Below are 25,513 nucleotides of genomic sequence, written 5' to 3' on the forward strand. Positions count from 1 at the left end.
TTAATGGAAGAAAATCTACAAAAAGTATCCCATAGGAGGTTTAATATTCTAACTGAGGAATGGGTTTTGGTTTCGCCACATAGAACCAAACGACCTTGGCAGGGCAAAGAGGAAAAAACAACAATTAAGGATAAGGTGTCATTTGACCCTAATTGTTATTTATGCGCAGGAAATTTGAGGGCAAATGGAGAAAGGAATCCAAATTATGAAGATGTTTTTGTTTTCGAAAATGACTTTGCAGCGCTAACTAAAAGCGAAGAAGGCTTTAGAATCAATTCTGGGCTGCTAAAAGCTGAAAGTGAAACAGGAATTTGTAAAGTCGTTTGCTTTAGCCCAGACCATTCTAAAAGCTTGGCTCAAATGTCAGTTAAAGAGATTGAAAAAGTGATATATGCATGGCAAAATGAATATAAAATTTTAGGCGAGAATGAGAGGGTAAACTATGTTCAAATATTTGAAAATAAAGGTGATATTATGGGCTGCAGTAACCCACATCCACATGGGCAAATTTGGAGTCAGAGTTCTATACCAAATGAGGTTTTAAAAAAGGATAGAGCACAATTTAATTACTATCAAAAAAATCAACAGTCTTTAGTTGGAGATTATTTAAAAGAAGAGCTGAAGCACAAAGAACGCATAGTTTTTGAGAACAGGGCATTTACAGTATTAGTTCCTTTCTGGGCTATTTGGCCTTATGAAACTATTATTATTCCTAAATCGCATCAAACAGATATTAAAAAAATACCAACATCTGAAACGATACTTTTTGCAGAAGCTATTTCAGTTTTGACAAAAACTTACGATAGGTTATTCAACTGTTCTTTTCCATATTCCAGCGGGATTCATCAAGCACCAACAAATGGAAAGCGAAACGAACATTGGCATTGGCATATGAGTTTTTACCCACCATTATTACGTAGTGCTACCGTTAAAAAATTTATGGTTGGTTATGAAATGTTTGCAAGTCCACAACGTGACATAACACCAGAGCTTGCAGCTAAAACTTTAAAAGAGATTTCTGATAAAATATACTAGGAGACATGAAAAATATACTTATTCCAACAAGAAGACCATACAAAACAGTAATTGTGGTCATTATTATGATTTTTATTTTTTCTAATGTCAAAGCCCAGAATACTAATGAAAGAGGAAATGTCTATATAGATGAGCAGGGAGTGATGCGTTGGGAAAAATCCGAAGCAGAGGTTCATGGTTTTGGGGTAAATTATTCAGTACCATTTGCTCATGCCTATAGAACAGCAAAGCGACTCGGAATAGACCCTAAAAGAGCTATTGATAATGATATTTATCATTTTACACGTTTGGGGTTTGATTTGTATCGTCTTCATGTTTGGGATACTCAAATTAGTGATGTTGAAGGGAATTTATTAGAAAATGAATACTTAGATACTTTTGATTATTTACTCAGTAAATTGAATGAAAATAGTATTAACTATGTCATTACTCCTATAGCATTTTGGGGGAATGGATGGCCAGAGCCAGATACTCCTACACCTGGTTTTTCCCATAAATATGGAAAAGGTGAATGCCTAACAAACCCAAAAGCAATTAAGGCACAGCAAAATTATTTGTCCCAGTTTTTAAATCACGTCAACCCCTATACTGGTGTTGCCTATAAAAATGAACCAAATGTTATAGCTTTTGAAGTTAGCAATGAACCACATCATCGTGGTGAGGCTTCAAAAGTTACAGCTTTTGTAAAAGGAATGATTGATGCCATGCGAAAAACAGGAACACAAAAACCTATTTTCTATAATATGAGCCACGCTGTACATTTTGCTGAAGCTTATTTTGAAGGTGGTGCAGACGGAGGTACCTTTCAATGGTATCCAACAGGGCTAGGGTATCAAAAAGAGCTATCGGGGAATTTGTTGCCTAATGTTAATGATTATAATATCCCTTTTGAATCCGTCTTTAAAAAACACAACGGAGCTAAGCTTGTATATGAATTTGATGCTGCAGATGTTGGTAAATCTTATATATACCCTGCAATGGCTAGGAGTTTTAGGGAAGCTGGGATACAAATTGCAACTCATTTTGCCTATGACCCAACCTATATGGCAGATGTAAATACAGAGTATAATACCCACTACATGAATTTAGCGTATACTCCACAAAAAGCCTTGAGTCTAAAAATTTGTGGAGAGGTGTTTAGGGAAACTCCCATGTATTCTGATTTTGGATTCTATCCCAATAACAAGACATTTGGGGATTTTAAAATAGATTATGAATCTGATTTAGCTGAATATAACACAGAAACAAAATTTTTCTATACCAATTCAACACCTTCTAAACCAAAAGACCAATCTAAGTTGACAGAAATTGCTGGTTTTGGAAACTCCGTTCTTGTTAGTTATAATGGCTTAGGGGCTTATTTTATTGATAAAATTGAAGAAGGATTTTGGAGATTAGAAGTAATGCCCGATGCTGTATGGGTTGATAACCCATTTGGCCGAAATAGCCCAAAGAAAACAGTTGGAGTTATTAAATGGAAAACCCATAACATGACAATTAAACTCGATGAACTTGGAAGTAGTTTTGATATAAAGGGTATCAATTCTGGCAATGATATAAGCATAAAGACATCAAATGGGTCTTTTAAAATATCTCCAGGAACTTATATTCTATCGGCTGCCGGAGATCAAAAGAGTTTGTCGCCAAATGAAAGTTTTAAAGGATATCATTTAAAATCTTTTTTTGCACCAAAAACAACTGTAGATAAACCTTATTTTACTCATTCTCCTTTAAAAGAAGTGTCAATAGGCAACTCATTAAAAATCGAAGTTCAGTTTATTAGTCAAGAGGAAGTAGAATCAATTGAAGTCGTTGGTTATTTAGGAAGAGAACGTTTTAGTTTAAAAATGAATGAGGTAAAACCCTATACCTATGAGGCCTTAGTTGAAAACAGGCTTTTAAGTAGAGGTTATTTAAATTATACTATTTTAGTTAACCTTGGTAAGTATAAAGCGATAAGCTATCCAGCAAATAAAGAAGGTAAACCTTTTGATTGGGACTTTTACGATAGACAAACCTATCAGGTATCGGTTGTTGACCCTAGTTATCCCATTCAATTATTTAATGCAAAAACCGATTACGAAGATTTGGTTATTTCTTGGCGACAGGGAAACAAACTTGTGCCAATTAAAGATTTTAATCAAGCGGAGTTCCAGATACATTTGGAGAAATTATTTTATCCAGATAATGAAAACCCCAATGCAGAGCCTATTTATGATTATACCTTTAAGCATTTTATAATCGAAGAAATTTCAAATCGAAAACAAGACCTTATAGACAAAGAGTTCTTATTTATTAAAGGTAGATCCTTAAAAGAAGCATCTAAACAACTTCAAGTGACCTTAATTTTAAAAGATGGAAGTGCCTTTGGTGGGGAAATAGAATTGCAAAAAGACATGGATAATTATAGTATTGCATTATCTGATCTAAAAGAAGTGAAAACAGTCACATTGCCTAGGCCATATCCTTCGTTTTTACCATATTTCTTTGAGCATAAAAACAACTCAAGTTTTGATATAAATACTATTGAAAGCATTCAAATATCTATTAAACCAGAGCCTAACGCCATGGATAAAAATCAATCGGTAGCACTTGGAATAGTTTCAATCTGGCTAGAATGAAAAAAGAGCTTCAAAATAGTATTTAAAGCTCTTTTCCTAGCAGACTAATTAAATAATTATTGTTTAATCAGTTTGTCAATATGCGATTGTCCATCTGAATTTTCAATCCGAATGATATAGACTCCAGTATTTAATTCAGAAATATCATACTCTGAGTTCTTTGTAAAATTACCGTCGAAAGATTTAACTACTTTTCCCATTAAATCATATACTTCAAGAGTATTCACATTACTGTTAACCTTAAAAGACGTTTCTACAGGGTTAGGAAAAATTGTAAATATATCAATGTCAAAATCAGCATCACTTAAAGTAGCTACTGATTGGTTTCCAAAAATCCTGAATTGTCCTGCAGGTATGGTTATTGAACTTGTAGTCTGTGGCACTGTAGTAGCACCAGTTGGGTCCATTAGATCATACCAAGTACTAGTGACACCACCTGGGAAATTAGTATTTACGGATTGACTAACAACATCAAAGTTTGCAAGGACAATAACATTTCTAAGTTCAGTTGTTGGTATAGAAGTATCAAACACATCAACTCTAGTGGTCAATCCACCAGAGGTAATGGCGTAATCACCTTCAAAAACATCTTCTGTAACTTTTAATGCATGGAGACGTGACCAATCGTCATAAATTTGTTTCCTATTAGCATCCCCAAGCCAGTTTTCTGACCATTGTGGTTGAGGTTTAGTGTCTAGTTTACAATCAGGGTTGTTAATGGTTCCGTTATTACAAGTAAATATGGAATTATCCATTCCTAATGCCCCAAAATGCCAAATCATTTTTGGACCAGGAATCATAACAGAGACGGCTCCCATTGCAGACATTCTTGAAAGTGCAGTATTTAAGTCACGGACGTTGTGAGTACCATTAGAGTTATTACCAAACTCAACCGCTTCATACATTACGCGCTCTTCATCATGGCTTTCAGGATATCCCAATAATCTTGGCTCAGTAAATCCTCGGCTTACATGACCCATACGGTTAATATTTGCTCCAAATCCCTGTACTAGATCTGTATACTCAGAAGTCATCTTACCCCACATCATAATTCCTCTATCTTCGCCTATTCTATAATTAGCCCACTGTTGCTCTTCACTATCACCTCCTAAATGTTCAAAAATGACGTAGTGTGTGTCGTCAACTGACCATGAATCATCGGCGTATTGTTGTAAAACATCCACTCTATCTTGTTGGTAGCTATCAGTACAACCACCAGCGGAGCCAGGGCCACAATTTTGAGTAAACCCTTTGGTTAAATCCCATCGAAAACCGTCGATTTTATATTCTTCAATCCATTGGGTAACTACTCTTTTTGTATAATCTTGAGTTAATGTACTTTGGTGGTTAAAGTCATTAAAAACACTGTAGTCATGCTGAGCTTCAGTATTAAAATATGGGTTTTCGGAAGAGGGATCACCCCAGCCATCATCATCTGGGTCGTCCATCCACATCCTTACTAATGGGTTTCTTCCGGTAGCATGATTTAAGGCAATATCTAAAATAACTGCTATCCCGTTTTGATGACATACATCAACAAATTCCTTGAATTTTTCAGGAGTACCATAGAATTTGTCCAACGCCATGTGGAAAGACGTGTTATAGCCCCAAGTTTCATTACCTTCAAATTCCATAATTGGCATTAATTGAATGGCATTTATATTTAGATTTTTAAAATAATCTATTCTATCGATTAAATTCTGATAATTTCTGTCTGTATCAAAATCCCGAATCAATACTTCATAAACAATCAGATCCTCTTTTTTGGGTTTGTTAAAATTATTTACCACCCAAGGATATTGTGTTTGCCCAGTTTGCAATACGGTGACTTCACGTTCTTGACCACTAGGATACGCAGGTAAATTTGGATCCAAGTTAGGGTTAAAAGGATCATCAAAAGGGGATAAAACTAATGGCGAATAAGGATCAGCCGTTTTAACCAAACTCGGTGAATCTGCAATAGGGTTTGTATCAAAGACCCAATATTGGTAGGTTTCATATTGTCCAGAGGTTAGACCTGTAACTTCTAGCCAGTATTTACCGGTACTAGGATCGCGTTTCATAGTGTCTGAATTACTAGGTGTATAGTTATTCCAACTCCCAGCGATTTGTATAAATTCTTTCTCTGGAGCTGTTAATACTAAGGTGGCTTTGGTTGCATCAGCACTGTAGTTAATCCCATCCACTAAATTAGCAGGGAGGGCTTCCTCAATAACAGTAGGGGCAACAATAATATCGAAAAAAGCCTCACCTGTCTCTGTTTCACCAGGAGGTGTCCCAACAACGCGTACATTAGCACTTTCTGTAACGTTAGTCAACGTTGCGTTACAATTAGGAAAGCCACACATTGAAGTCACTGTTGGTGTTACATCATCATTGAGGAAGACTTCAATAGTGCCCTGTACTGTTGTACTGCCTTGAAACGATATTGTGCCAGAAATACTGACGTTATCGCCAGAATTTATAACAACTAAATTGCTTGAAGGGCTAGAAAGATTAACAGAAGCCTTTCCTACTTGTTTAAAATTATCCCCAGATTGATTACTGCCATCTTGAGATTTAATTAAAAACCCAATTTCGGCAACATCAGTGCTAGCAAAAAAAGTTTCTGGCACACCAAAATTATAGCTATATGTCCCATCCATATTGTCTGTAAACTTTGCTGTTTCAGGCGAATTTCCAAAATCACTTCCAGTTGCGCTTGGGTTATTTATTTGCGTACCGCTACTATTAAAATGCCATGCCCATAAATAAATATCTGAGACGCCCCATTCTGTTACGGGGTCAAAGTTAGATACTGTGAGTGTGACATTTGCTTCGTCATCGTTAAAAAATTCAGGAGTCCAAGTAAAGGTTTGGGCATATACAGAGCACATTAAACAAAATGAAAGTCCGAATAAGAGTAATTTTTTTTTCATAGCAATTATTGAGGTTATAAAAGGGCTATGTATTAAAAACACATAGCCCTTAGATTTTATTAAATAGTCATTAGGCTATTTCTTACTGCTCTAGAGTAATCGTTTTTGCAACGGTATTGAGAGTAAGTGTATAAGTTCCTGGTGTACCATTAAAATAGAAGTTACTATCACCATCGTTAGCATTTTCAAAGTTGCTATCTATGGTGTAACCATCATTTTCATAAGTTGGATAGTTTATTCCAGTTCCCCAGTCGCTATTAACCGTGAAGAACCTAAATGCATCATTTGTAAATTCTACTTGGCCCGAATAAATACCAGCACCAGTACATGGTAAAGCAGTGGGAGTATCCCAAGACCATCCAGTACCAACGATGCCTGCACCTACTAACCACAATTGTTCAAATTCACATTGAAGCTGCTCTGGTTCTAAAGTAATAGTTTTATTAATATCATCTACAGTTAGGAAATAGACTCCTGGTGTTCCATTAAAGAAGAAGTTGCTGTCTCCGTCCATTGCATTTGTAAAATCAGAATCTATGGTATATCCATTACCTTCGTAAGTCGGATAGTTAATTCCTGTTCCCCAATCACTATTTACAGTAAAGAATCTAAAGGCATCATTTGTAAACTCAACATTACCAGAATAGGTTCCATTACCTGTACAAGGTAGAGCTACTGGAGTATCCCATGACCAACCTGCTTCAACAATACCAGCTCCAACTAACCATAATTGGTCATTGTTACAATTTGGTCCAATTACTGGCGGGCCTAAGGTTATGGTTTTTGCATCAGTATCAATTTCAATAAAGTATTGGCCTGGTGTGCCATTAAAGTAGAAGTTGCTATCTCCATCATTGGCATTTTCTAAATTAGCATCAATGGTATAACCGACAGCTTCATAATACGGGTAATTTAATCCGGATGCCCAGTCGCTGTTTACAGTAAAAAATCTAAACGCGTCATTTGTTAAGTTAATATTCCCAGAATATTTTACACCCTGTAAAGGTAATTCTATAGGTGTGTCCCATGACCAACCTGCATCAACAGCTCCAGCACCTACGACATATAAGATTGGCGCTAGTTCTACACTGAATGGGGTGACTTCAATAGTCACAACTTCAGAAAAACGTTCCATATTGCCAGCATCCATTTCAATAGTAGCCTTAATTCTAATATCAAGGTTACCAGCTTCTTCAGCGTTTAAGCCAAGATTTAATGCTAATTCATTTAGCTCATTATGTGTTAGGGAGATTACTAGGTTACCGTTTTCATCTTCTTCGGGTGTTACAACTTGTATAGGGTCAAAATCTGTACCTGACCGTGCAAATTGTACTTCATAAATCACATCTACAGACGCAGCATCTCCAAAATCTGGATCTTCTACACTTAATGACAAAGCTTCGTCATCTGGCGTTGTTTCAACCAGAGTGATACTAAATGTATTATCTATTCCGGCAACCACAGGAGGTGTTTCTGCATAAGAAGAAACACTGAAACTTACTGCGTTAGACATTGAACTTCCATTATTTACACGCATAAATACAGTAAATGGCTCAAATGCATCAGCACCGCGAGATAATAATATCTCATTGAACTCACTAACTGTCATTGAGAATGTGTTAGTAGTCGAAGTACCAATTGCAGTTGGTGTTTCAAAAAGAGGACTTTCTCCCAATTCAATAGTATAATTGCCAGAACTACTTAAATCGTCGTTCCAAGCAATTGTAAAAGCTAAATTATCTGGAAGATTATAGTTTAAATTGATATTGGATATTGAAGGCTGAAGCAACTCAAACGAAGCGTCAGGTTCTGTGATCACTAAAGTTTCTTCTGTTTCACAGGCAGTAAAAACCAATAATAACCCTAAAATCAATGTTGGTATTTTATTTAATTTTAATTTCATAATTGTAAATTTTAAAGGTTTAATGGAATAAGAATATATTCACCAGTAAGGTCATTAAACCAAACATCATAATCATCTTGCACTATAACTGGTATAGAACCTCCACCTTCAGTAGCTTGACCAGAGAATGAAGTGTCACCTGCCCAAGTAGCACCGGTATTTGTTAAAAAGTTAAGGTCTCCTTGTCCCAAATTAACACTGTTTATAAACCAGATATGGCTATCAAAACCTAATTGAGTCATTGCAACATCACCACCAGCAGCAGTTCCTTGAATGGTCATACTTGAGAACGTAGTCGCCCCAGATGCATCATAAGGCTCAAAACCGAAAGTATTTGAACCAAAATTTATAGTAAATGTGTAAAATCCTGCCGCGGCAATTGGAGAATTATTATTAGGGAATGTTCCAGGATCTGATCCATCTCCAGGATTTACATCAATTGTAGAGCCGTCATTGGTGCCCCATTGTGGTTGCCAAAGGCCTTTAACTTCTAATACCTTAAATTCACCAGCACCAAAATAACCAGTATATCTATACACATTAGAGTTGCTAGCATCTCTAAATAGAGCTGGGTTATTATTGTTGTTATTCCAGTCTGGCGCAGTAGCATTACCTACAATATAATAATCCTTAAACGGATAATTAAAATATGGTTTCACATCAAAGCTAATTGAGTTTGATGCAACAGGTAAACCATTTTGTGTGCCTATTGAAGACATTATCCGAGCATAAAGTGTATTAAACTCAAACGGAGGAAGACCTACAGTACCTGCAGCAGAATTTAGTTCACCCATAGATAATGTCACAGAATTTGTGCCACTTACACTTGTTGCGGTGTATGGCTCGGTAAAAGCTTCGTCCGCAGAAATCTGAAGTGAATAATTCTCGGCTGCTGGTTGTCCAAAATCGGCCAGACTCCAAATAAATGTTGCAGCAGGATTACCTGCATTGTTTGGGTCTAACTCAATCATTGACGTCGGTAGCTCAGAAAGAGCCACCGGAGGCGTAGCTTCAGCCGTAAATATTTCAGAATCATCTTCGCAAGACACTAAGATGAAGCTTAAGGTTATAACAGCTATAGCAATATTTTGTATGTATTTTAATCTTTTCATTTGATTTCTTTTTTATTAATAACCAGAATTCTGGGTTAAATTAGGATTAGAAGACAAACTTAAACTTGGTATTGGATATAGATCAAAATGTCCTGGGATTGCAATTCCATTGCTTCCGTTACCTTTCCATGCCCAATTGTAATTACCGCCTGTATATCTTCCAAAGCGTATTAAATCTTGACGTCTATGAGCTTCCCAATGCAATTCTCTTGAACGTTCAGCTAATATGAAATCATCATTTAAATCTGATGCATCAACAGTATTAGGGTTATTTGAACGTGCTCTTAATTGATTAAGAAGGTCTACTGCAACAGATGCAGATCCACCACCACCATTCATATGGGCTTCGGCATACATTAAATAAACATCTGCTAACCTAAATAAAGGAAAATCCGTGTCAACAAAGGTTTGATCTATACCAGGTGTTCCATCAGAATTTCTATTGGAGTATTTCTGTATAATAAAGCCAGTGTCCCTATCAGATATATCTGTTATAGTAATTGGACGACCATCCGAAATAATTGTGTTTCTCTCATCTTCAGTAAACTCTCCATCTGCAAAAAGCTCTGCAAATTCCTTACGAACTCTTAAGGCTCCTCCCCAACCACCTTGGGTTACACCTACTTCTATCCCGTTTGTTTCAATACTTCCTACAGAACCATTAATCATCACAGTAGTCGGTCCAAAATTTTGGGTCGTAAAACCATCTGATACTATTGGGAAAATAATCTCATTTTTTGCAGAATTTGTATTATTATCTGCCATAAAATTATGCAAGTAAGAATCGGCTAATGCATAACCCGAATCAAGAATCTTTTGGCAATTGTTTAAACAATCTGAGTACCTTTCTTGTCCTGTATATATTTCCGCATTTAGGTAAATTTTAGCTAAAATCATATAAGCAACTCCTCGATCCGCTCTTGCATATTCGTTTTGTCCAGCTGGCACTAAATCATTCTCAATGGCTAAAAGTTCACTTTCGACAAATTCAAACAATTGAGCCCTATCATATACTGGAAGCTGAGAGTTTATCGGATCAGTCTCAGTACCAAAAGGTGCTTGACCAAAGATATCCATCATATAATAATAAGATAGTGCTCTCAACAAACGTGCTTCAGCCCTGTAAACTTGAATTACTTCTTGTGTTGAAGGCGAAACACCTCTGGAATTTAGAACTTCCTCAGTGGTTTCCCTTAAAAAATTATTTGCAAAAGATACCGTTGCCATGGTTCTACTGAACATTCCTAAAATGACAGGATTTTGGGCCGTCCAGATATTGCGTTGCAGTTCTCGAGTGCCAGGATCATTTTCATAAGACCAAATCATTTGGTCTGCGGAAAGGGTTTGTAGATACAATAATACACGTCCAAATTGACTCGTACCTGCATCTAAACCAGAAATGTTAGAAGAGCCAGCTCCGTCGGTACCGGTTAAAGCAAGATTTCCGTAAACACCAGCCAATACGGACTTATAGGCGTTAGGGTCATCAAATGCGTCTTCACTAAGTAGTGTGTCGTCATCATTTGGTGTAATATTTAAATCATCCGTACAGGAGATTGCAAATACTACGATAAACATGAGCACACCAACCTTTGTAATTTGTTTTAATTTTCTTTTCATAGCGTATTAAAATTTAAAGTTAGCACCAACTAAAAAGTTGCGTGATCTTGGGTATATTGTGTTGTCTATTCCATTTTCAAAGACTTCTGGGTCTAAACCACTGTAGTCAGTAATTACAAAAACGTTTTGTACACCTCCCCAAAGCCTTACACTTTTAAGGCTAGAAGAAATATCTCCAAAGGTATAGCCAAGAGTAATATTGTCCATTCTTAAAAATGCTCCATTTTCCAGAAAAGCATCAGATATAATAACATCTGAAGTTCTTTGAAAATTTGTATTTAAAACACTGGTTGGGATATTCCCTAATACTGAATTATCCAAAAGCCTTTCATATTGCGCATTTGAAGAATTTACGTTATTGTAAATATAATTTCCTAGACTTGCTCTTAGGTTAAAGGCAAAATCAAAACCTTTATAATCTAAGCTCGACTGAAAGCCGAAAAGGGCATTAGGTCCTGGGTTTTCTTTAATGTAGCGATCTTCATCATTAATGATATTATCACCATTTAGATCTACATAAGCTCCTTCGATAGGATTGCCGCTATTGTCATAAAGTTGTTTAAAAACGTAAAATGAATTTGGGGCTTCACCTTCTCTATGCAATTGGATAAAGTTTCCTGTTCCACCAGCAATACCTCCAGTTGTTACATCTTGGCCAAAAGCTAAATCAGTAATTTCTCGATCTAATAATGTAGTATTAAAGCTTAAATTCCAATTGATATCTTCTTTACGGATAACATCTGCGCTAATACTGAATTCCAAACCTTGAATTCTCAAGTTACCAATATTTTGTATAATACTATTAGTAAAATTACTACCATCGCCCACAGGGGCATTAAATAATAAGTCTTCAGAATTTTTTTCAAAAACACCTAGAGTACCGGTAACAGCATTATCGAAAAGCCCATAATCAATACCAACTTCAAAAGTTGAAGTCTCTTCCCATTTTAAATCAGGATTTAAGGCTGAAGGCACAAAAGGGACGATAGGGTTATTGCCAAACTGGTAATTTGAGTTCTCGTTACCTAATCTAAATCTTCTAAGATATATGTCTGTTTCACCAATCGCTTGCTGACCTGTAATACCATACCCAACACGTAATTTTAAGCTAGAAATAGTGTTAGAGTCTTTTAAAAAATCTTCATCACCAATTTGCCAAGCAGCGGCTGCTGACCAAAAATCTCCCCAGCGGTTTTCTTCGCTAAATCGAGAGGTACCATCACGTCTGTATGTTGCTGTTAATCTGTATTTATCAAAAAAGCTCACATTAGCTCTTCCAAAAAACCCAATAAGAACAACATCGGTGTCAGCAAATGTATCACCTACACTTAGAGGGTCAAATCTATTGCCTGTAAAAGCACCATCATTGGTGAATTTCTGATAAGAATAACCACCAGTCAAATCAAATCCGAAATCACCAAATGCGTTGGCATATTTTAAATATCCGTCTATTGACTCGTTGGTTCTTTTTTGAGTGTTTCTAGAACTATTTCTATTAATATCATCTTGGGTGGCAAACGTAGAATTATTAGTAGAAACACTTTGAGTTTCATCATATCCCAAATTTACAACAGCATTTAATTCTGGTAGAAAGTGGAATTTATAATCTAAATTAATATTTCCAAATACTCTGTTGGCATCACCACGACTATCACTTAATAATAGTGCTGCAACTGGATTCGTAGATCCATTTTGCAAATTCCCATTACCATCTGTATGTTGATAAAATCCATTAAAGCCATTTAAAGTAGAGTCATATACTGATTGAGTTGGATCGTAGCGCAAAGCTGTTCCTATTTGTCCTCTATCGGCAAAACGATTATCTTCAAAAGCCATATTAGCATTTACATTCACTTTTAGGTGATCATCAAAAAATGTTGGGTTTACAGATAATGATAAGTTACGTCTTTCGGCCAAAGAAGTTATCAGAGCACCCTCTTGGCGAGTTACACCAAAGGAAAAACGTACTGGCAATGCATTAAACAACTGTCCTCTTAATGTAATGTTATGTATAGCAGAAACTGTGCTTCTATAAATCTCATCTTGCCAGTTGGTACTTGCATTACCTAACAAGGATGTGTCTAGTGTAGAACCATTAACAGGTTGGCTATTTATTAAGTCTCTGTAAGCATCCGCAGAAAAAACATCTATTCTATTTTCTATTTCGCCAAAGGTGTATTGCGTGTCAATATCAGCGCTAAACGTAGAACGCCCCTTTTTTGTTACAATAATAATTACACCATTAGACGCTCGCGATCCATAAATGGCAGTTGCGGAAGCATCTTTTAATACAGAAAATGACTCAATATCATTAGGATTGATATTAGAGAGTACACCTCTTGACCCTCCAACGCCAGAATTATCAATTGGCAAACCATCAATAACTATAAGTGGGTCGTTTGATGCATTAATAGAGGAACCACCTCTAATTCTTATTTGAGAGCCAGTACCTGGCGCTCCGTCAGTAGTAATATTTACACCAGCAACACGCCCACTTAAAAGATTAGCGGGAGTTACAATATTACCTTTAGTAAATTCCTTAGCGGTAATTGATTCAACAGACCCTGTTGCGTCTTTTTTGGTGGTAGTACCATATCCGATTAGTATAATTTCATCTAATTGAGCAGCATCCTCTGCCATGACAACATCGATTCTCGCTTGTCCGGTATAGGTAATTTCTTGTGTTACAAACCCTAAATACGAAAACACCAGTACATCACCGTTGTTAACATTTAGAGTGTAATTACCGTCAAAATCCGTAGAAGTACCAGTGGTAGTTCCTTTGATGATGACGTTAACGCCCGGTAGGGGCATTGCATTTGCTTGGTCCGTTACTGTACCACTTACTGCTGATTGCCCAAAGAAGGTAGCAGGAATAAGAAAAATACAGAATAGAAACGCATTAAATAATGTTTTCATAAACTATTTTGAGTTAATTGCTTAGTTAATTTATTAGTTATATTTTCACTTCTATCTGAGCAATTTATGTAAATAAAACATCATATAACTGTTAAAATGTTTTTGGCAGCCCACGAAAACGTTTTCGTGTTAAAAACTTTTTAGAAAATTTCAATTTTTCTTTTAAAATAAGCAAAAATTAAGGTATTCGCAAACAAGTTGGGTTTATATTACGAAGTCTTAAAATATGTTCAAATTATTTCAATTATCTTAGTCCAAATGTTTTTAACATTTACACCCTATATATGAAGAGAAAAATTACCCTTAAGCAAATAGCAAAGGAACTCGATGTTTCCATTTCTACTGTTTCAAAAGCATTAAAAAATAGTGCTGAAATAAGTGATGATACCAAGCAAAAAATCCAAGCCTTTGCAAAACTTTACAATTACAGACCCAATAATATTGCCCTTAGTTTAAAGAACAGGAAGACGAATACCATAGCTATTTTAATACCAGAGATTGTACACCATTTTTTTTCAAAAGTTATTAGAGGCGTTGAGCTTGTAGCCAATAGGCGTGGTTATAATGTTATTGTAGGACTTTCAAATGAGTCCTTCTCTAAAGAGGTCATAAACATGGAGATGTTGGCAAGTGGAAGTATTGATGGCTTTATTCTGTCCATTTCTAAGGAAACCCAACAATTACAGGATTATCACCATTTTACTGAAACGATGAATCAAGGTATGCCCATTGTTATGTTCGATCGTGTGATTAATGAGATTAATTGCGATAAGGTTATTGTGGATGATTTTAAAGGAGCTAAGAATGCAGTTCAAAAATTAATCGATAATAATTGTAGAAATATAGCGTTGGTAACTACCAAAGATTACGTTAGTGTGGGGAAGTTACGAACACAGGGCTATTTAGAAGCTTTAAGTGATAATCATATAGAGTTGGAAGCTAATCTTATTTTAAAGTTGGATGATAGTATGGACTACGAAGTGCATTTAGATAAACTTGAAGCTGAGATAAGACAACTATTTGAAGCCAATGAAAAAATTGACGGCATTTTTGCTGTCAATGAACTTTATGCCCTTTCCGCAATGAAAGTTGCCAGATTGTTGGGGCACCGCATCCCAGAAGATATTCAGGTTATCGGTTTTACCAATGGGGTGCTTTCTAAACACGCCACACCAAGCCTTACAACAGTAAGCCAGCATGCCCAAACCATGGGTGAGAAAGCTGCTGATTTATTGATAGATCGTTTAGAGACTGAGGAAGAAGACGAACATTATAAAACCTTAGTTATTGAGACCGATTTAATTGAACGGGAGAGCACCAAATAGAAATTTAACATTGTCAGTTTAAAATCTTTTATATCTTTACGCCAAGTCAAAACTTATATTTTCACTTCTATACCATAAGTTTTGATAAGCATAGCTTGTCAGGATAGTATTAATTTAATTCATACTATTATGAAAAAGCGTATCCTTGGATTCTGGGAGATTTGGAACATGAGTTTTGGATTTCTGGGAATTCAATTCGGTTTTGCTCTACAAGGAGGCTTTATGTCTCGAATTTTTCAAACTCTCGGCGCAGGTAAAGATGAAATTCCATTATTATGGATTGCGGCTCCGCTAACTGGTTTATTGGTTCAGCCAATTATTGGTTACTTGAGTGATAGAACCTGGAGTCCGAGATGGGGTCGTCGGAGACCTTATTTTCTCATCGGTGCCATATTAAGCTCACTGGCTTTATTTTTTGTTCCTTACTCACCTGCTTTATGGGTAGCTGCAGGCTTTCTTTGGATTTTAGATGCTTCTATAAACATATCGATGGAGCCTTTCCGTGCATTGGTTGCTGATAAATTATCAGAATCTCAACGGACTTATGGGTTTGTTATGCAAACTCTTATTATTGGTATTGGAACATGGGTAGCAAGTAATCTACCATGGTTAGTATCACAAATGGGTGTAAGCGATTCGGCGGATTTAGGTGTTGTGCCAGATTCCGTAAAAATAGCTTTTGCCATTGGAGCTTTCGTTTTTTTAGTGAGTATTCTCTACACTGTATTTACAACAACTGAATATCCTCCAGAGGATATGGAAGAGTTTGAAAGAGAGAAAAAAGAGAAAAACAGTTTCGTTTCAGACATTGTAAATAATATTGGGAACATGCCAACAACTATGAAAAAATTGGGAGTTATTCAGTTTTTTAGTTGGTTTGCCTTTTTTACTATGTGGAGTTTGGCAAACCCTGCATTAACAGAGCATGTTTATAAAACTCCTGCACCAATTGAATCGAGTTACGATATGTCAAATATTCTAGACAAAGAAGCATTTGACATAGAAAATACAGCGTTTCAAAAATCCTCTAATTCAGTTGGTTCTGCAATGGGTGTGTACGGATTGTCTTCTATGGCGTTTGCTTTATTATTTGTGTTTTATACTTCTAAGAGAAACATTAATAGAAAATATGTTCACATGCTTTCTCTTTCATTAGGTGGAGTAGGTTTTCTACTCATGAATATCGTCTCTCCAGAACAACTTAAGTATTGTTTCATTTTAATTGGAGTTGCTTGGGGAAGTATTTTGTCTATGCCCTACGCAATGTTGTCTAGTTCGGTTGACCCTAAGAAAATGGGAATGTTTATGGGAATTTTTAACATGTTCATTGTCATCCCACAAATAATAGCAGCATTAGGAGGAATCAACTTTGTATCTAGCCTTATAGGAGAGGAAGCAATAAATGCAATGACTATTGCAGGAATAAGTCTTCTGATTGCGAGTCTAAGCAATTTTTTAATTACAGATAAATCGGCCATTTCTTATCAACCTACAGAATAAATTTCAATGAGTAAAACAGCTTTTATATTCGATTTGGATGGGGTCATCGTCGATACTGCCAAATATCATTTTTTGGCATGGCAGCGATTGGCTAAACGTCTGGATATTGAATTTACAGAAGAGGAAAATGAACAGCTAAAAGGGGTGAGCCGAGTTCGGTCGCTTCAAAAAATATTAGAATGGGGTAACAAAACCATTTCAGAAACCGAATTTAATGATTTAATGGCATCTAAAAACGAAGAGTATTTATCCTATATAGATGACATGGATCAGTCGGAATTATTACCCGATGTTCTAAAAACATTAAAGGATCTAAAGAGTAAAAAACAGCCAATAGCATTAGGGTCTGCAAGTAAAAATGCACGACGCATTTTAAAACAAACGAGCATTAACGATTTGTTCGATGTTATTGTGGATGGCAATGATGTTTCAAAAGCAAAACCAGATCCTGAGGTCTTTCTTAATGCAGCCAAACTTTTAAATGTAAAACCAGAAGATTGTGTGGTATTTGAAGACTCTGTAGCAGGTGTAACTGCAGCAAATTCTGCAAACATGGTTTCTATTGGCATCGGGTCAAAAGAGGTGCTGGGTCATGCAGATTTTGTATTTAAAGACTTTACAGAATTGCCAGGTGACTTTATAAAAGAATTAATCAATAAAAAGTACGCCAATAAGGCGTAATAATCAACGATGTAGTTTATAACTAAAAAACATCAAAAAGGAATGAATCAGAATTATATAAAACCAGACAACTGGTCAATCATAGAAGAAGGATTTGATGTGAATCGCGTTCAATCTTCCGAAAGCTTATTTAGTATCGGTAACGGAGCCATGGGACAACGTGCCAATTTTGAAGAACAGTATTCAGGTCCAACTTTTCAGGGAAGTTATATCGCTGGGGTGTACTACCCAGACAAAACCCGTGTGGGATGGTGGAAAAACGGCTACCCAGAATATTTTGCAAAGGTGCTTAATGCACCTAGCTGGATAGGCATAAATGTAACCATCAATGATGAGCCATTGGATTTGCATACTTGTAAGAGCGTTTCCGATTTTAGAAGAGAACTCAACATGAAAGAAGGCTGGTTGTCCAGATCCTTCAAAGCTGTACTTAAGAATAATGTCGAAGTTGAGGTAAATACCAAGCGGTTTTTAAGTCTTACCCACGATGAATTGGGTGCTATTAACTATAATATTACTTTGCTTAAAGGCGATGCTACGATTATATACCAGCCATATTTAGATAGTGGTATTACCAATGAAGATACCAATTGGGACGACAAATTTTGGGATACCCAAAAGGTAAGTCACGAAAATAATCAAGCCTTCATCCAAGCTAAAACCATGAAAACTGATTTCTACACATGTACATTCATGGAATCGAAAGTTTTTATTGAAGGTAAGTCTGTAATGATTAACCCAAAAATCAATGCTGATGCCACTTATGCTTCATTTAGCTACGCGCACCAAGTTAATGAAGGTGAAACGTATAGCATTCATAAATTCGGAGGTTATACGGTTGATCGAAATCATGATAAAAATGATTTAGTCAATGTTGCTAAAAGGGTTCTCAAAAAAGCGACTGAAACAGGATTCGAAAAACTATTGGATCAGCAAAGAGAAGCTTGGGCAAAAATTTGGGACATGGCAGACATTACAATTAAAGGTGATGTTGAAGCCCAACAAGGCATACGTTTCAATATATTTCATTTAAATCAAACGTATTTAGGCACCGACCCTAAATTAAATATTGGTCCAAAAGGATTCACAGGTGAAAAATATGGCGGAAGTACGTATTGGGATACGGAAGCATATTGCGTGCCGTTTTACATGGCAACCAAAGATCAAAAAGTAGCCAGAAATCTTTTAGAATACCGTTACAGACATTTAGGTAAAGCCATTGAAAATGCTGAAAAATTAGGATTTAAAAATGGAGCAGCATTGTATCCTATGGTTACTATGAATGGTGAAGAGTGCCATAATGAGTGGGAGATTACCTTTGAGGAAATTCATCGTAATGGGGCCATTGCTTTTGCCATATTTAATTATTATCGATATACTGGGGATTTTAGCTACATACCAGAAATGGGCTTAGAAGTTCTTATTGGTATTGCCAGATTTTGGCATCAAAGAGCTACCTATTCAACGGCTAAAGATAAATATGTCATTCTTGGAGTTACAGGCCCTAATGAATACGAAAACAATGTCAATAACAATTGGTATACCAACTACATCGCAAAATGGTGCATTGATTATTGTTTAAAAACCATAAAACAGGTCGAAGAAGGCTATCCGGAAGATCACCAACGCGTTTTAGGTAAAGTCAATTTAAGTAAAGAAGAATTGCATCGGTGGAAAAAGGTAGCTGATGAAATGTATCTTCCTTTCAATATAGAATTGAATATTTATATGCAACAGGATGGTTTCTTAGATAAAGAATTGATTACTGTAGCAGACTTGCCAAATGATCAAAGACCAATCAACCAAAAATGGTCGTGGGATAGAATCCTAAGGTCACCATACATTAAACAAGCAGATACCTTACAAGGTTTTTATTTCTTTGAAGACCATTTTACAACGCAAGAATTAGAGCGTCATTTCGATTTTTACGAACCGTTCACAGTACACGAAAGTTCATTGTCACCATGTATTCATAGCATCCAAGCAGCTAAACTGAATAGAATGGATCAGGCATATACGTTCTATTTGAGGACATCACGATTGGACTTGGACGATTACAATCACGAAGTACACGAAGGCTTACATATTACCTCAATGGCTGGTACATGGATGAGTATTGTAGAAGGTTTTGGAGGCATGCGAGTTAAAAATGACCAATTGGTTTTTAGTCCGAGAATACCAGAGCAATGGCAAGCCTATTCGTTTAAAGTAAACTTTAGAAATCATATTTTAAAAGTGAACGTATGCCAAGAGGAAACAAAATTTGAACTCGAAGGCCAAGGCGAATTAAAGATTAAAGTCGATGGAAAAATAATAGTGGTCAGACCAAATGATTTAGTGACCAGTTAATAGATAAAGCCTTGCCTTGAATTTTTGGTAAGGCTTTTTAAACTCATCATATTATGAATATTTTAAAAACAATAGGAATTTGCTTCGCATTAATTGTAATGGTTTCTTGTAAGGAGAAGCCTGCAAGCAATGAGACCGTTAATAATCCACAAGAAGAGGTAGAATTATCTAATGATATTAACAGAATTGAACCACCAAATTGGTGGGTAAACCTTAAAAACCCTAAACTTCAAATTTTAGTAAAGCATCCCAATATAGGAGAGTATACACCAGAGGTAAATCACCAAGGTGTTACCCTAAAAGAATTTCATAAAGCAGATAGTCCAAATTATTTGTTTTTGGATTTTGAGATTTCAGATGCGGCAAAACCTGGTCAATTCAATATTCATTTTAAGAAAGAAAATGAAGAAGATTTAGTTCAGACTTATGAACTGAAAGAGCGAAAGAAAGGAGGTGAAGCCTATAATGGATTTGATAGCTCAGACGCTATTTATTTAATTACTCCAGACCGTTTCGCAAATGCAAACTCTACTAATGATGTATTTGATAATTTAAATGAAAAGACTATTAATAGAGATGATGATTATGCTCGGCACGGTGGAGACATTCAAGGGATAACAGAGCATTTGGATTATATAGACACTATGGGGTTTACAGCAATTTGGCCAGGGCCACTATTGATTAACGATATGCCCCAAGGTTCATACCACGGGTATGCGATTACCGATTATTACAAAGTGGATCCCCGTTTTGGAACTTTAGAGGAATACAAGAGCTTGTCTGAAGAAATGAAAAAGCGCAATATGAAACTTATCATGGATCAGATTGCAAATCACTGTGGGCTTGAGCATTGGTGGATGACCGATTTACCGTTTAAAGACTGGGTGAATTATCAAGAACATTATGAAGAGAACGAGGACAATTGGAATTGGCAAACCACAAAAACATCGAACCATAGACGTACGGTTAATCAAGATGCTTATGCTTCTAACATTGACAAACAGCAACTTTCGGATGGTTGGTTTGTATCCAGTATGCCAGATCTAAATCAGCGAAATCCTTTTATGGCCAACTATATTATTCAAAATAGTATATGGTGGATAGAAACCTTGGATCTAGGTGGTATTCGTCAAGACACTTATCCATACCCCGACAAAGATTTTATGAGCGATTGGGCAGGCGCCATTATGAATGAGTACCCTAATTTTAGTATCGTTGGCGAAGAATGGAGCTACAATCCTCTACTCATTGCCTATTGGCAGGAGGGCCATAAAAATAAAGATGGCTATGATTCTAACTTAACTTCTACAATGGATTTTGCCATGAAGCAAAATATTATTGATGCCTTAAATGAAGATGAATCTTGGGATAAAGGCCTTGTGAAAATGTACGAAGGGTTGGCGAATGATTTTGGGTATACCTCACCAAAAGATATTATGGTATTTCCCGACAATCACGATATGAGTCGTGTTTTCACTCAGCTCAATGGGGATATCGTCAATACTAAGATGGCATTGAGTTATTTACTAATGCTACCAAGAATTCCACAGATTTATTATGGCACCGAAATTTTAATGGACGATTTTGAAAACCCAGGAGATCATGGATTAATCAGAACTGACTTTCCGGGCGGATGGGAAAGCGATACTGTCAATGCTTTTGAAGGTAAAGGCTTAACAGAAGATCAAAAAGAAATGCAGAACTATTTAACCAAAGTTCTTAATTATAGAAAAAACAGTAAAGCCATTCATGAGGGTAAAACAGTACATTTTGCACCAAAAGAAGGAGTTTATGTTTTAGCCAGGGTGTTAGATGATGAAACGGTGGTTCATATTCTAAATAAAAATGAAGACCCTTATACTTTAGATCTTACACGTTTTGAAGAGTTAGGGATTGACAATAAAACCTTAACGGATGTAATTACTGGTGAAACCATAACTTGGGGTGACAAGCTTGAATTAAATACAAAAGGCAGCAAAATAGTTACTACAAAATTGTAGCATGAAATATCTAGTTTACATATTAATAGTTGTTTTTACATTTTCGTGTAAAAATGAAAATCCTAACACAGGAGGCAATTCTGAGAATGATGCTACCAGTTCAACTCACCAATTTAAAAGGGCTGAAAACACGAAGCTATTTGAAGGAAAATTGATGAGATTGGATAGTTTTCCTTCAAAATATATACAACCAAGACCTGTCGACATTTGGTTGCCCGAAGATTATTCAATAGAAAAGAAGTATAGTGTTTTATATATGCACGACGGACAAATGTTGTTCGATAGTACAACCACATGGAATAAGCAAGAATGGAAAGTTGATGAGTGGGCGGCTCAATTAATGAACGAAGGGAAAGCAAAAGATTTTATTGTTGTGGCTATCCATAACATTCCGGAGATTCGATGGCAAGATTTATTTCCGCAGAAAGCATTCAAACTTATAGATAAATCAGTTCAGGAGAAGCTTTTGAGTGAATCAGCTAATGCGAATATTGATACAAAATTTAATGGAGACAATTATCTTAATTTTTTGGTTAAAGAATTAAAGCCTATCATAGATAATACTTACTCTGTTTACCCAAACAAAGAAAATACATTTGTTATGGGTTCTAGTATGGGTGGTTTAATGTCTATGTATGCGGTTGCAGAATATTCAGATGTTTTTGGAGGGGCAGCTTGTATTTCTACACATTGGGTTGGAGCAGCCCCTAGAGAGGATAATCCAATGCCCGATGCTATTTTTTCTTATATGGAAAACAATTTACCGAAAGCGGGAAGTCATAAATTATATTTTGATTATGGAAATCAAACTTTAGATCAGCACTATCCTCAATATGCTCCAAGAGTAGATGCCATTTTGAAAGAGAAAGGATATACAAACGAGGATTCAAAGAACTTGTTTTTTGAAGGTACAGACCATTCAGAAAATTCATGGAATGCTAGGTTAGACCAGCCGTTATTGTTTTTGTTAAATAAAAACTAGACGACTGTTTTGTCATTCCGCACTTCCTGCCCGACCGTCAGGCGGGGATGAGGAATCTATTTTAAAAATATCCTGCAAGGTTTCAAGAACCTTGTAGGTATAAAACGAACATGAAAAAAATAATTCTATTAATAACATTTATACTTTCAGCAGCTTCACTTACTGCTCAAAACACAAAACGTGTTTTTAAAAGCATTGAGGATAAACACACGTATTTTCAAGTCAATGTAAATGATGGAAAGTATTTAATTTCGCGTTACTCTTCTCAAGTTATTGAAACTACATTTATACCGACGGATGAAAATGAAAGTAAGAACTCTCATGCTGTAATATTAAAGTCAAACATCAGCAATTCAGTTATTAGGGAAGACAATAGTACAGCAACAATATTTACTGATGGTATAGAAGTTAAGATCACCAAAAGACCATTCCAAATCTCATATTACTACAAAGACCAACTCATCACATCCGAAAAACGTGGTTATTACAAAAGTGTTCACCAACCAATGGATATGGTAAAAGACAATATTGTCGCCGATTCTACTGAAAAAATAGAATTCAACCTCACCAAAGATGAGGTGCTATACGGCGGAGGTGCCAGAGCCTTGGGCATGAATCGTAGAGGCAACCGTTTACCATTATTCAACAGAGCTCATTACGGTTACGAAACCGAATCTCAATTGATGAACTATACCATGCCAATTGTGTTGTCATCAAATAAATACATGATTCATTTTGACAACGCTCCAATTGGCTATTTAGACCTTGATAGCAAAGGAGATAATACCTTGACCTATGAAACTATTTCTGGTCGCAAAACCTATCAAGTGATAGTTGGTGATACATGGTATGATTTGCTCAACAACTATACTGATTTAACAGGAAAACAACCCATGCTGCCAAGATGGGCCTTAGGTAATTTTTCAAGTCGCTTTGGATATCACTCCCAAGAAGAAACCCTAGAAACTATTGATAGATTTAAGGATGAAAAAATTCCTGTTGATGCCATAATTTTGGATTTGTATTGGTTTGGAAAAGAATTAAAAGGAACGATGGGTAATCTAGAGTTTTATAAAGATTCGTTCCCCAATCCAAAGCAAATGATCAACGACTTAAAAACTCAAAATGTTGAGACGATACTTATTACCGAACCTTTTGTGTTAACAACATCAAACCGTTGGCAAGAGGCCGTGGATAAAAATGTATTGGCTAAGGATTCTATAGGTAACCCTGCCAAATACGATTTCTATTTTGGTAATACAGGTATCATCGATATTTACAATTCAAAAGGAGAAACATGGTTTAAAAGCATTTACAAAGAGTTGGCTAATATGGGAGTCAACGGATTTTGGGGAGATTTAGGAGAACCCGAAGTGCACCCAAATTGGGTGCAACATGCTACTGGTTCAGCTGCTGAAGTACATAATATTTATGGCCACGATTGGGCAAAATTAGTGTATGAAGCCAGTCTAGAGGCAAGCCCTAACAAAAGACCTTTTATATTAATGCGTGCAGGTTATTCAGGGTCTCAGCGTTATGGGATGGTGCCATGGTCTGGGGATGTCAACAGAACATGGGGTGGTTTGCAGTCACAGCCAGAAATTGCTCTGCAAATGGGAATGCAAGGCGTTGCTTATATGCATAGTGATTTAGGTGGTTTTGCTGGCGCTAATTTAGATGATGAGCTATATGTTCGCTGGTTACAATACGGGGTTTTTCAGCCTATTTATAGACCACATGCTCAAGAAGATGTAGCAAGTGAACCTGTTTTTAGAAGTGAAAAGGCTAAAAGATTGGCTAAGTATGCCATTCAAATGCGGTACAGAATGTTGCCATACAATTATGATTTAATGGCAAAAAATCATATTGAAGGTGCTCCGCTTATGCGGCCCTTATTTTTTGAGGAACCTGAGAATACCGAGTTATTTGAGTATTTAAAAACCTATTTATGGGGACATGATATTTTGGTATCACCTGTGTTGAAAGATTCAATTTCACATCAGGAGGTTTATTTTCCTAAAACGTCTTATTGGTTCAATATAGAAACGGATGAAATCATTGCAGGTGGACAGACCCAATCAGTAAAACTTAACGAAGATTTTCTACCTACCTACGTTAGAGCAGGAGCTTTCATTCCTTTGGCAAAACCCATGCAGTCCACAAAAGATTATGACGATAGTTATATTCAATTACAATACTATCATCATGATACCATTGAAGAGTCTGAAAGAACGGTTTATTTCGATGACGGAAATACTGTCGATCCTATTAATAAAGGGGAATATCAAATTCTTGAATTTGAAGCTGAAAAAGAAAGGCGCTGGCTAGACATTGATTTTGAAGCTGAAACAGCAGAAAATTACAATACTAAAACCAAGACAATTGACTTTACAATTCATAATGTTCAAGATGAACCAAAGCGTATTAAAATTGACGGAAAACGAGTTTCGGGCAATTACAATTCACAATACAAAACCCTAACTATAAAATTTAATTGGGATACTTCCCAGGAGATGGAAGTCAGAGTTAAACTTAGTAAATAATTTTA

At 36.1% G+C, this 25,513-nt stretch carries 14 protein-coding genes; 9 read left to right on the forward strand and 5 right to left on the reverse strand.

Going from position 1 to position 25,513, the window contains the following annotated elements; translation table 11 throughout:
• Positions 1–3 precede the first annotated feature (3 nt).
• Positions 4–1,035: a UDP-glucose--hexose-1-phosphate uridylyltransferase gene (locus ACFEMA_RS06735; protein WP_411767303.1), complete on the forward strand. Its 1,032-nt coding sequence runs from the start codon at positions 4–6 to the stop codon at positions 1,033–1,035.
• 5 nt (positions 1,036–1,040) lie between these two features.
• Positions 1,041–3,656 carry a hypothetical protein gene (locus ACFEMA_RS06740; RefSeq protein WP_411767304.1) on the forward strand — a complete coding sequence of 872 codons (2,616 nt, stop codon included), beginning with the start codon at positions 1,041–1,043 and terminating at the stop codon, positions 3,654–3,656.
• Between the two features lie 56 nt (positions 3,657–3,712).
• Here ACFEMA_RS06740 and ACFEMA_RS06745 read toward each other — a convergent pair whose 3' ends face one another.
• From ACFEMA_RS06745 to ACFEMA_RS06765, 5 genes are all read right to left on the reverse strand, one after another.
• Positions 3,713–6,574 (reverse strand): alpha-amylase family glycosyl hydrolase, encoded by a 2,862-nt coding sequence (locus ACFEMA_RS06745; RefSeq protein ID WP_411767305.1) that lies wholly within the window; start codon positions 6,572–6,574, stop codon positions 3,713–3,715.
• An 82-nt stretch (positions 6,575–6,656) separates the two neighbouring features.
• Entirely contained in the window at positions 6,657–8,477 is a 1,821-nt protein-coding gene (locus ACFEMA_RS06750) for a SusE domain-containing protein (protein ID WP_411767306.1), read from the reverse strand.
• An 11-nt stretch (positions 8,478–8,488) separates the two neighbouring features.
• Entirely contained in the window at positions 8,489–9,589 is a 1,101-nt protein-coding gene (locus tag ACFEMA_RS06755; RefSeq protein ID WP_411767307.1) for a SusE domain-containing protein, read from the reverse strand.
• A gap of 15 nt (positions 9,590–9,604) precedes the next feature.
• A complete protein-coding gene (locus ACFEMA_RS06760) occupies positions 9,605–11,209 on the reverse strand; it encodes a RagB/SusD family nutrient uptake outer membrane protein (RefSeq protein WP_411767309.1) in 1,605 nt (534 codons plus the stop codon).
• Positions 11,210–11,215: 6 nt separating this feature from the next.
• Positions 11,216–14,128, reverse strand: a complete 2,913-nt coding sequence (locus ACFEMA_RS06765) for a SusC/RagA family TonB-linked outer membrane protein (protein WP_411767310.1) — start codon at positions 14,126–14,128, stop codon at positions 11,216–11,218.
• A 284-nt stretch (positions 14,129–14,412) separates the two neighbouring features.
• On the opposite strand from ACFEMA_RS06765, the gene ACFEMA_RS06770 reads away from it, so the two are divergent.
• From ACFEMA_RS06770 to ACFEMA_RS06800, 7 genes are all read left to right on the forward strand, one after another.
• Positions 14,413–15,453, forward strand: coding sequence for a LacI family DNA-binding transcriptional regulator (locus ACFEMA_RS06770; RefSeq protein ID WP_411767311.1), 1,041 nt, complete (start codon positions 14,413–14,415; stop codon positions 15,451–15,453).
• Between the two features lie 129 nt (positions 15,454–15,582).
• On the forward strand, positions 15,583–16,953 hold the full coding sequence (locus tag ACFEMA_RS06775; protein ID WP_411767312.1) for an MFS transporter: 1,371 nt from the start codon (positions 15,583–15,585) through the stop codon (positions 16,951–16,953).
• Between the two features lie 6 nt (positions 16,954–16,959).
• Positions 16,960–17,634, forward strand: coding sequence for a beta-phosphoglucomutase (gene pgmB / locus ACFEMA_RS06780; RefSeq protein WP_411767313.1), 675 nt, complete (start codon positions 16,960–16,962; stop codon positions 17,632–17,634).
• A 42-nt stretch (positions 17,635–17,676) separates the two neighbouring features.
• Positions 17,677–19,983, forward strand: coding sequence for a glycoside hydrolase family 65 protein (locus ACFEMA_RS06785; RefSeq protein ID WP_411767314.1), 2,307 nt, complete (start codon positions 17,677–17,679; stop codon positions 19,981–19,983).
• Between the two features lie 53 nt (positions 19,984–20,036).
• Positions 20,037–21,983 (forward strand): glycoside hydrolase family 13 protein, encoded by a 1,947-nt coding sequence (locus tag ACFEMA_RS06790; protein WP_411767315.1) that lies wholly within the window; start codon positions 20,037–20,039, stop codon positions 21,981–21,983.
• Position 21,984: 1 nt separating this feature from the next.
• Positions 21,985–22,965 (forward strand): alpha/beta hydrolase, encoded by a 981-nt coding sequence (locus tag ACFEMA_RS06795; RefSeq protein ID WP_411767316.1) that lies wholly within the window; start codon positions 21,985–21,987, stop codon positions 22,963–22,965.
• 110 nt (positions 22,966–23,075) lie between these two features.
• Positions 23,076–25,508, forward strand: a complete 2,433-nt coding sequence (locus tag ACFEMA_RS06800) for a TIM-barrel domain-containing protein (RefSeq protein WP_411767317.1) — start codon at positions 23,076–23,078, stop codon at positions 25,506–25,508.
• Positions 25,509–25,513 lie beyond the last annotated feature (5 nt).

This window comes from Winogradskyella sp. A3E31, assembly GCF_046720935.1.
In the GTDB taxonomy this organism is placed as follows: Bacteria; Bacteroidota; Bacteroidia; order Flavobacteriales; family Flavobacteriaceae; genus Winogradskyella.

Excerpts from the sequence above, each read along its gene's own strand:
- ACFEMA_RS06800 (WP_411767317.1), top strand. The coding sequence starts at position 23,076 with ATGAAAAAAATAATTCTATTAATAACATTTATACTTTCAGCAGCTTCA.
- ACFEMA_RS06750 (WP_411767306.1), bottom strand. The coding sequence starts at position 8,477 with ATGAAATTAAAATTAAATAAAATACCAACATTGATTTTAGGGTTATTA.
- pgmB (WP_411767313.1), top strand. The coding sequence starts at position 16,960 with ATGAGTAAAACAGCTTTTATATTCGATTTGGATGGGGTCATCGTCGAT.
- ACFEMA_RS06755 (WP_411767307.1), bottom strand. The coding sequence starts at position 9,589 with ATGAAAAGATTAAAATACATACAAAATATTGCTATAGCTGTTATAACC.
- ACFEMA_RS06795 (WP_411767316.1), top strand. The coding sequence starts at position 21,985 with ATGAAATATCTAGTTTACATATTAATAGTTGTTTTTACATTTTCGTGT.
- ACFEMA_RS06765 (WP_411767310.1), bottom strand. The coding sequence starts at position 14,128 with ATGAAAACATTATTTAATGCGTTTCTATTCTGTATTTTTCTTATTCCT.
- ACFEMA_RS06770 (WP_411767311.1), top strand. The coding sequence starts at position 14,413 with ATGAAGAGAAAAATTACCCTTAAGCAAATAGCAAAGGAACTCGATGTT.
- ACFEMA_RS06790 (WP_411767315.1), top strand. The coding sequence starts at position 20,037 with ATGAATATTTTAAAAACAATAGGAATTTGCTTCGCATTAATTGTAATG.
- ACFEMA_RS06735 (WP_411767303.1), top strand. The coding sequence starts at position 4 with ATGGAAGAAAATCTACAAAAAGTATCCCATAGGAGGTTTAATATTCTA.
- ACFEMA_RS06785 (WP_411767314.1), top strand. The coding sequence starts at position 17,677 with ATGAATCAGAATTATATAAAACCAGACAACTGGTCAATCATAGAAGAA.
- ACFEMA_RS06740 (WP_411767304.1), top strand. The coding sequence starts at position 1,041 with ATGAAAAATATACTTATTCCAACAAGAAGACCATACAAAACAGTAATT.
- ACFEMA_RS06745 (WP_411767305.1), bottom strand. The coding sequence starts at position 6,574 with ATGAAAAAAAAATTACTCTTATTCGGACTTTCATTTTGTTTAATGTGC.
- ACFEMA_RS06760 (WP_411767309.1), bottom strand. The coding sequence starts at position 11,209 with ATGAAAAGAAAATTAAAACAAATTACAAAGGTTGGTGTGCTCATGTTT.
- ACFEMA_RS06775 (WP_411767312.1), top strand. The coding sequence starts at position 15,583 with ATGAAAAAGCGTATCCTTGGATTCTGGGAGATTTGGAACATGAGTTTT.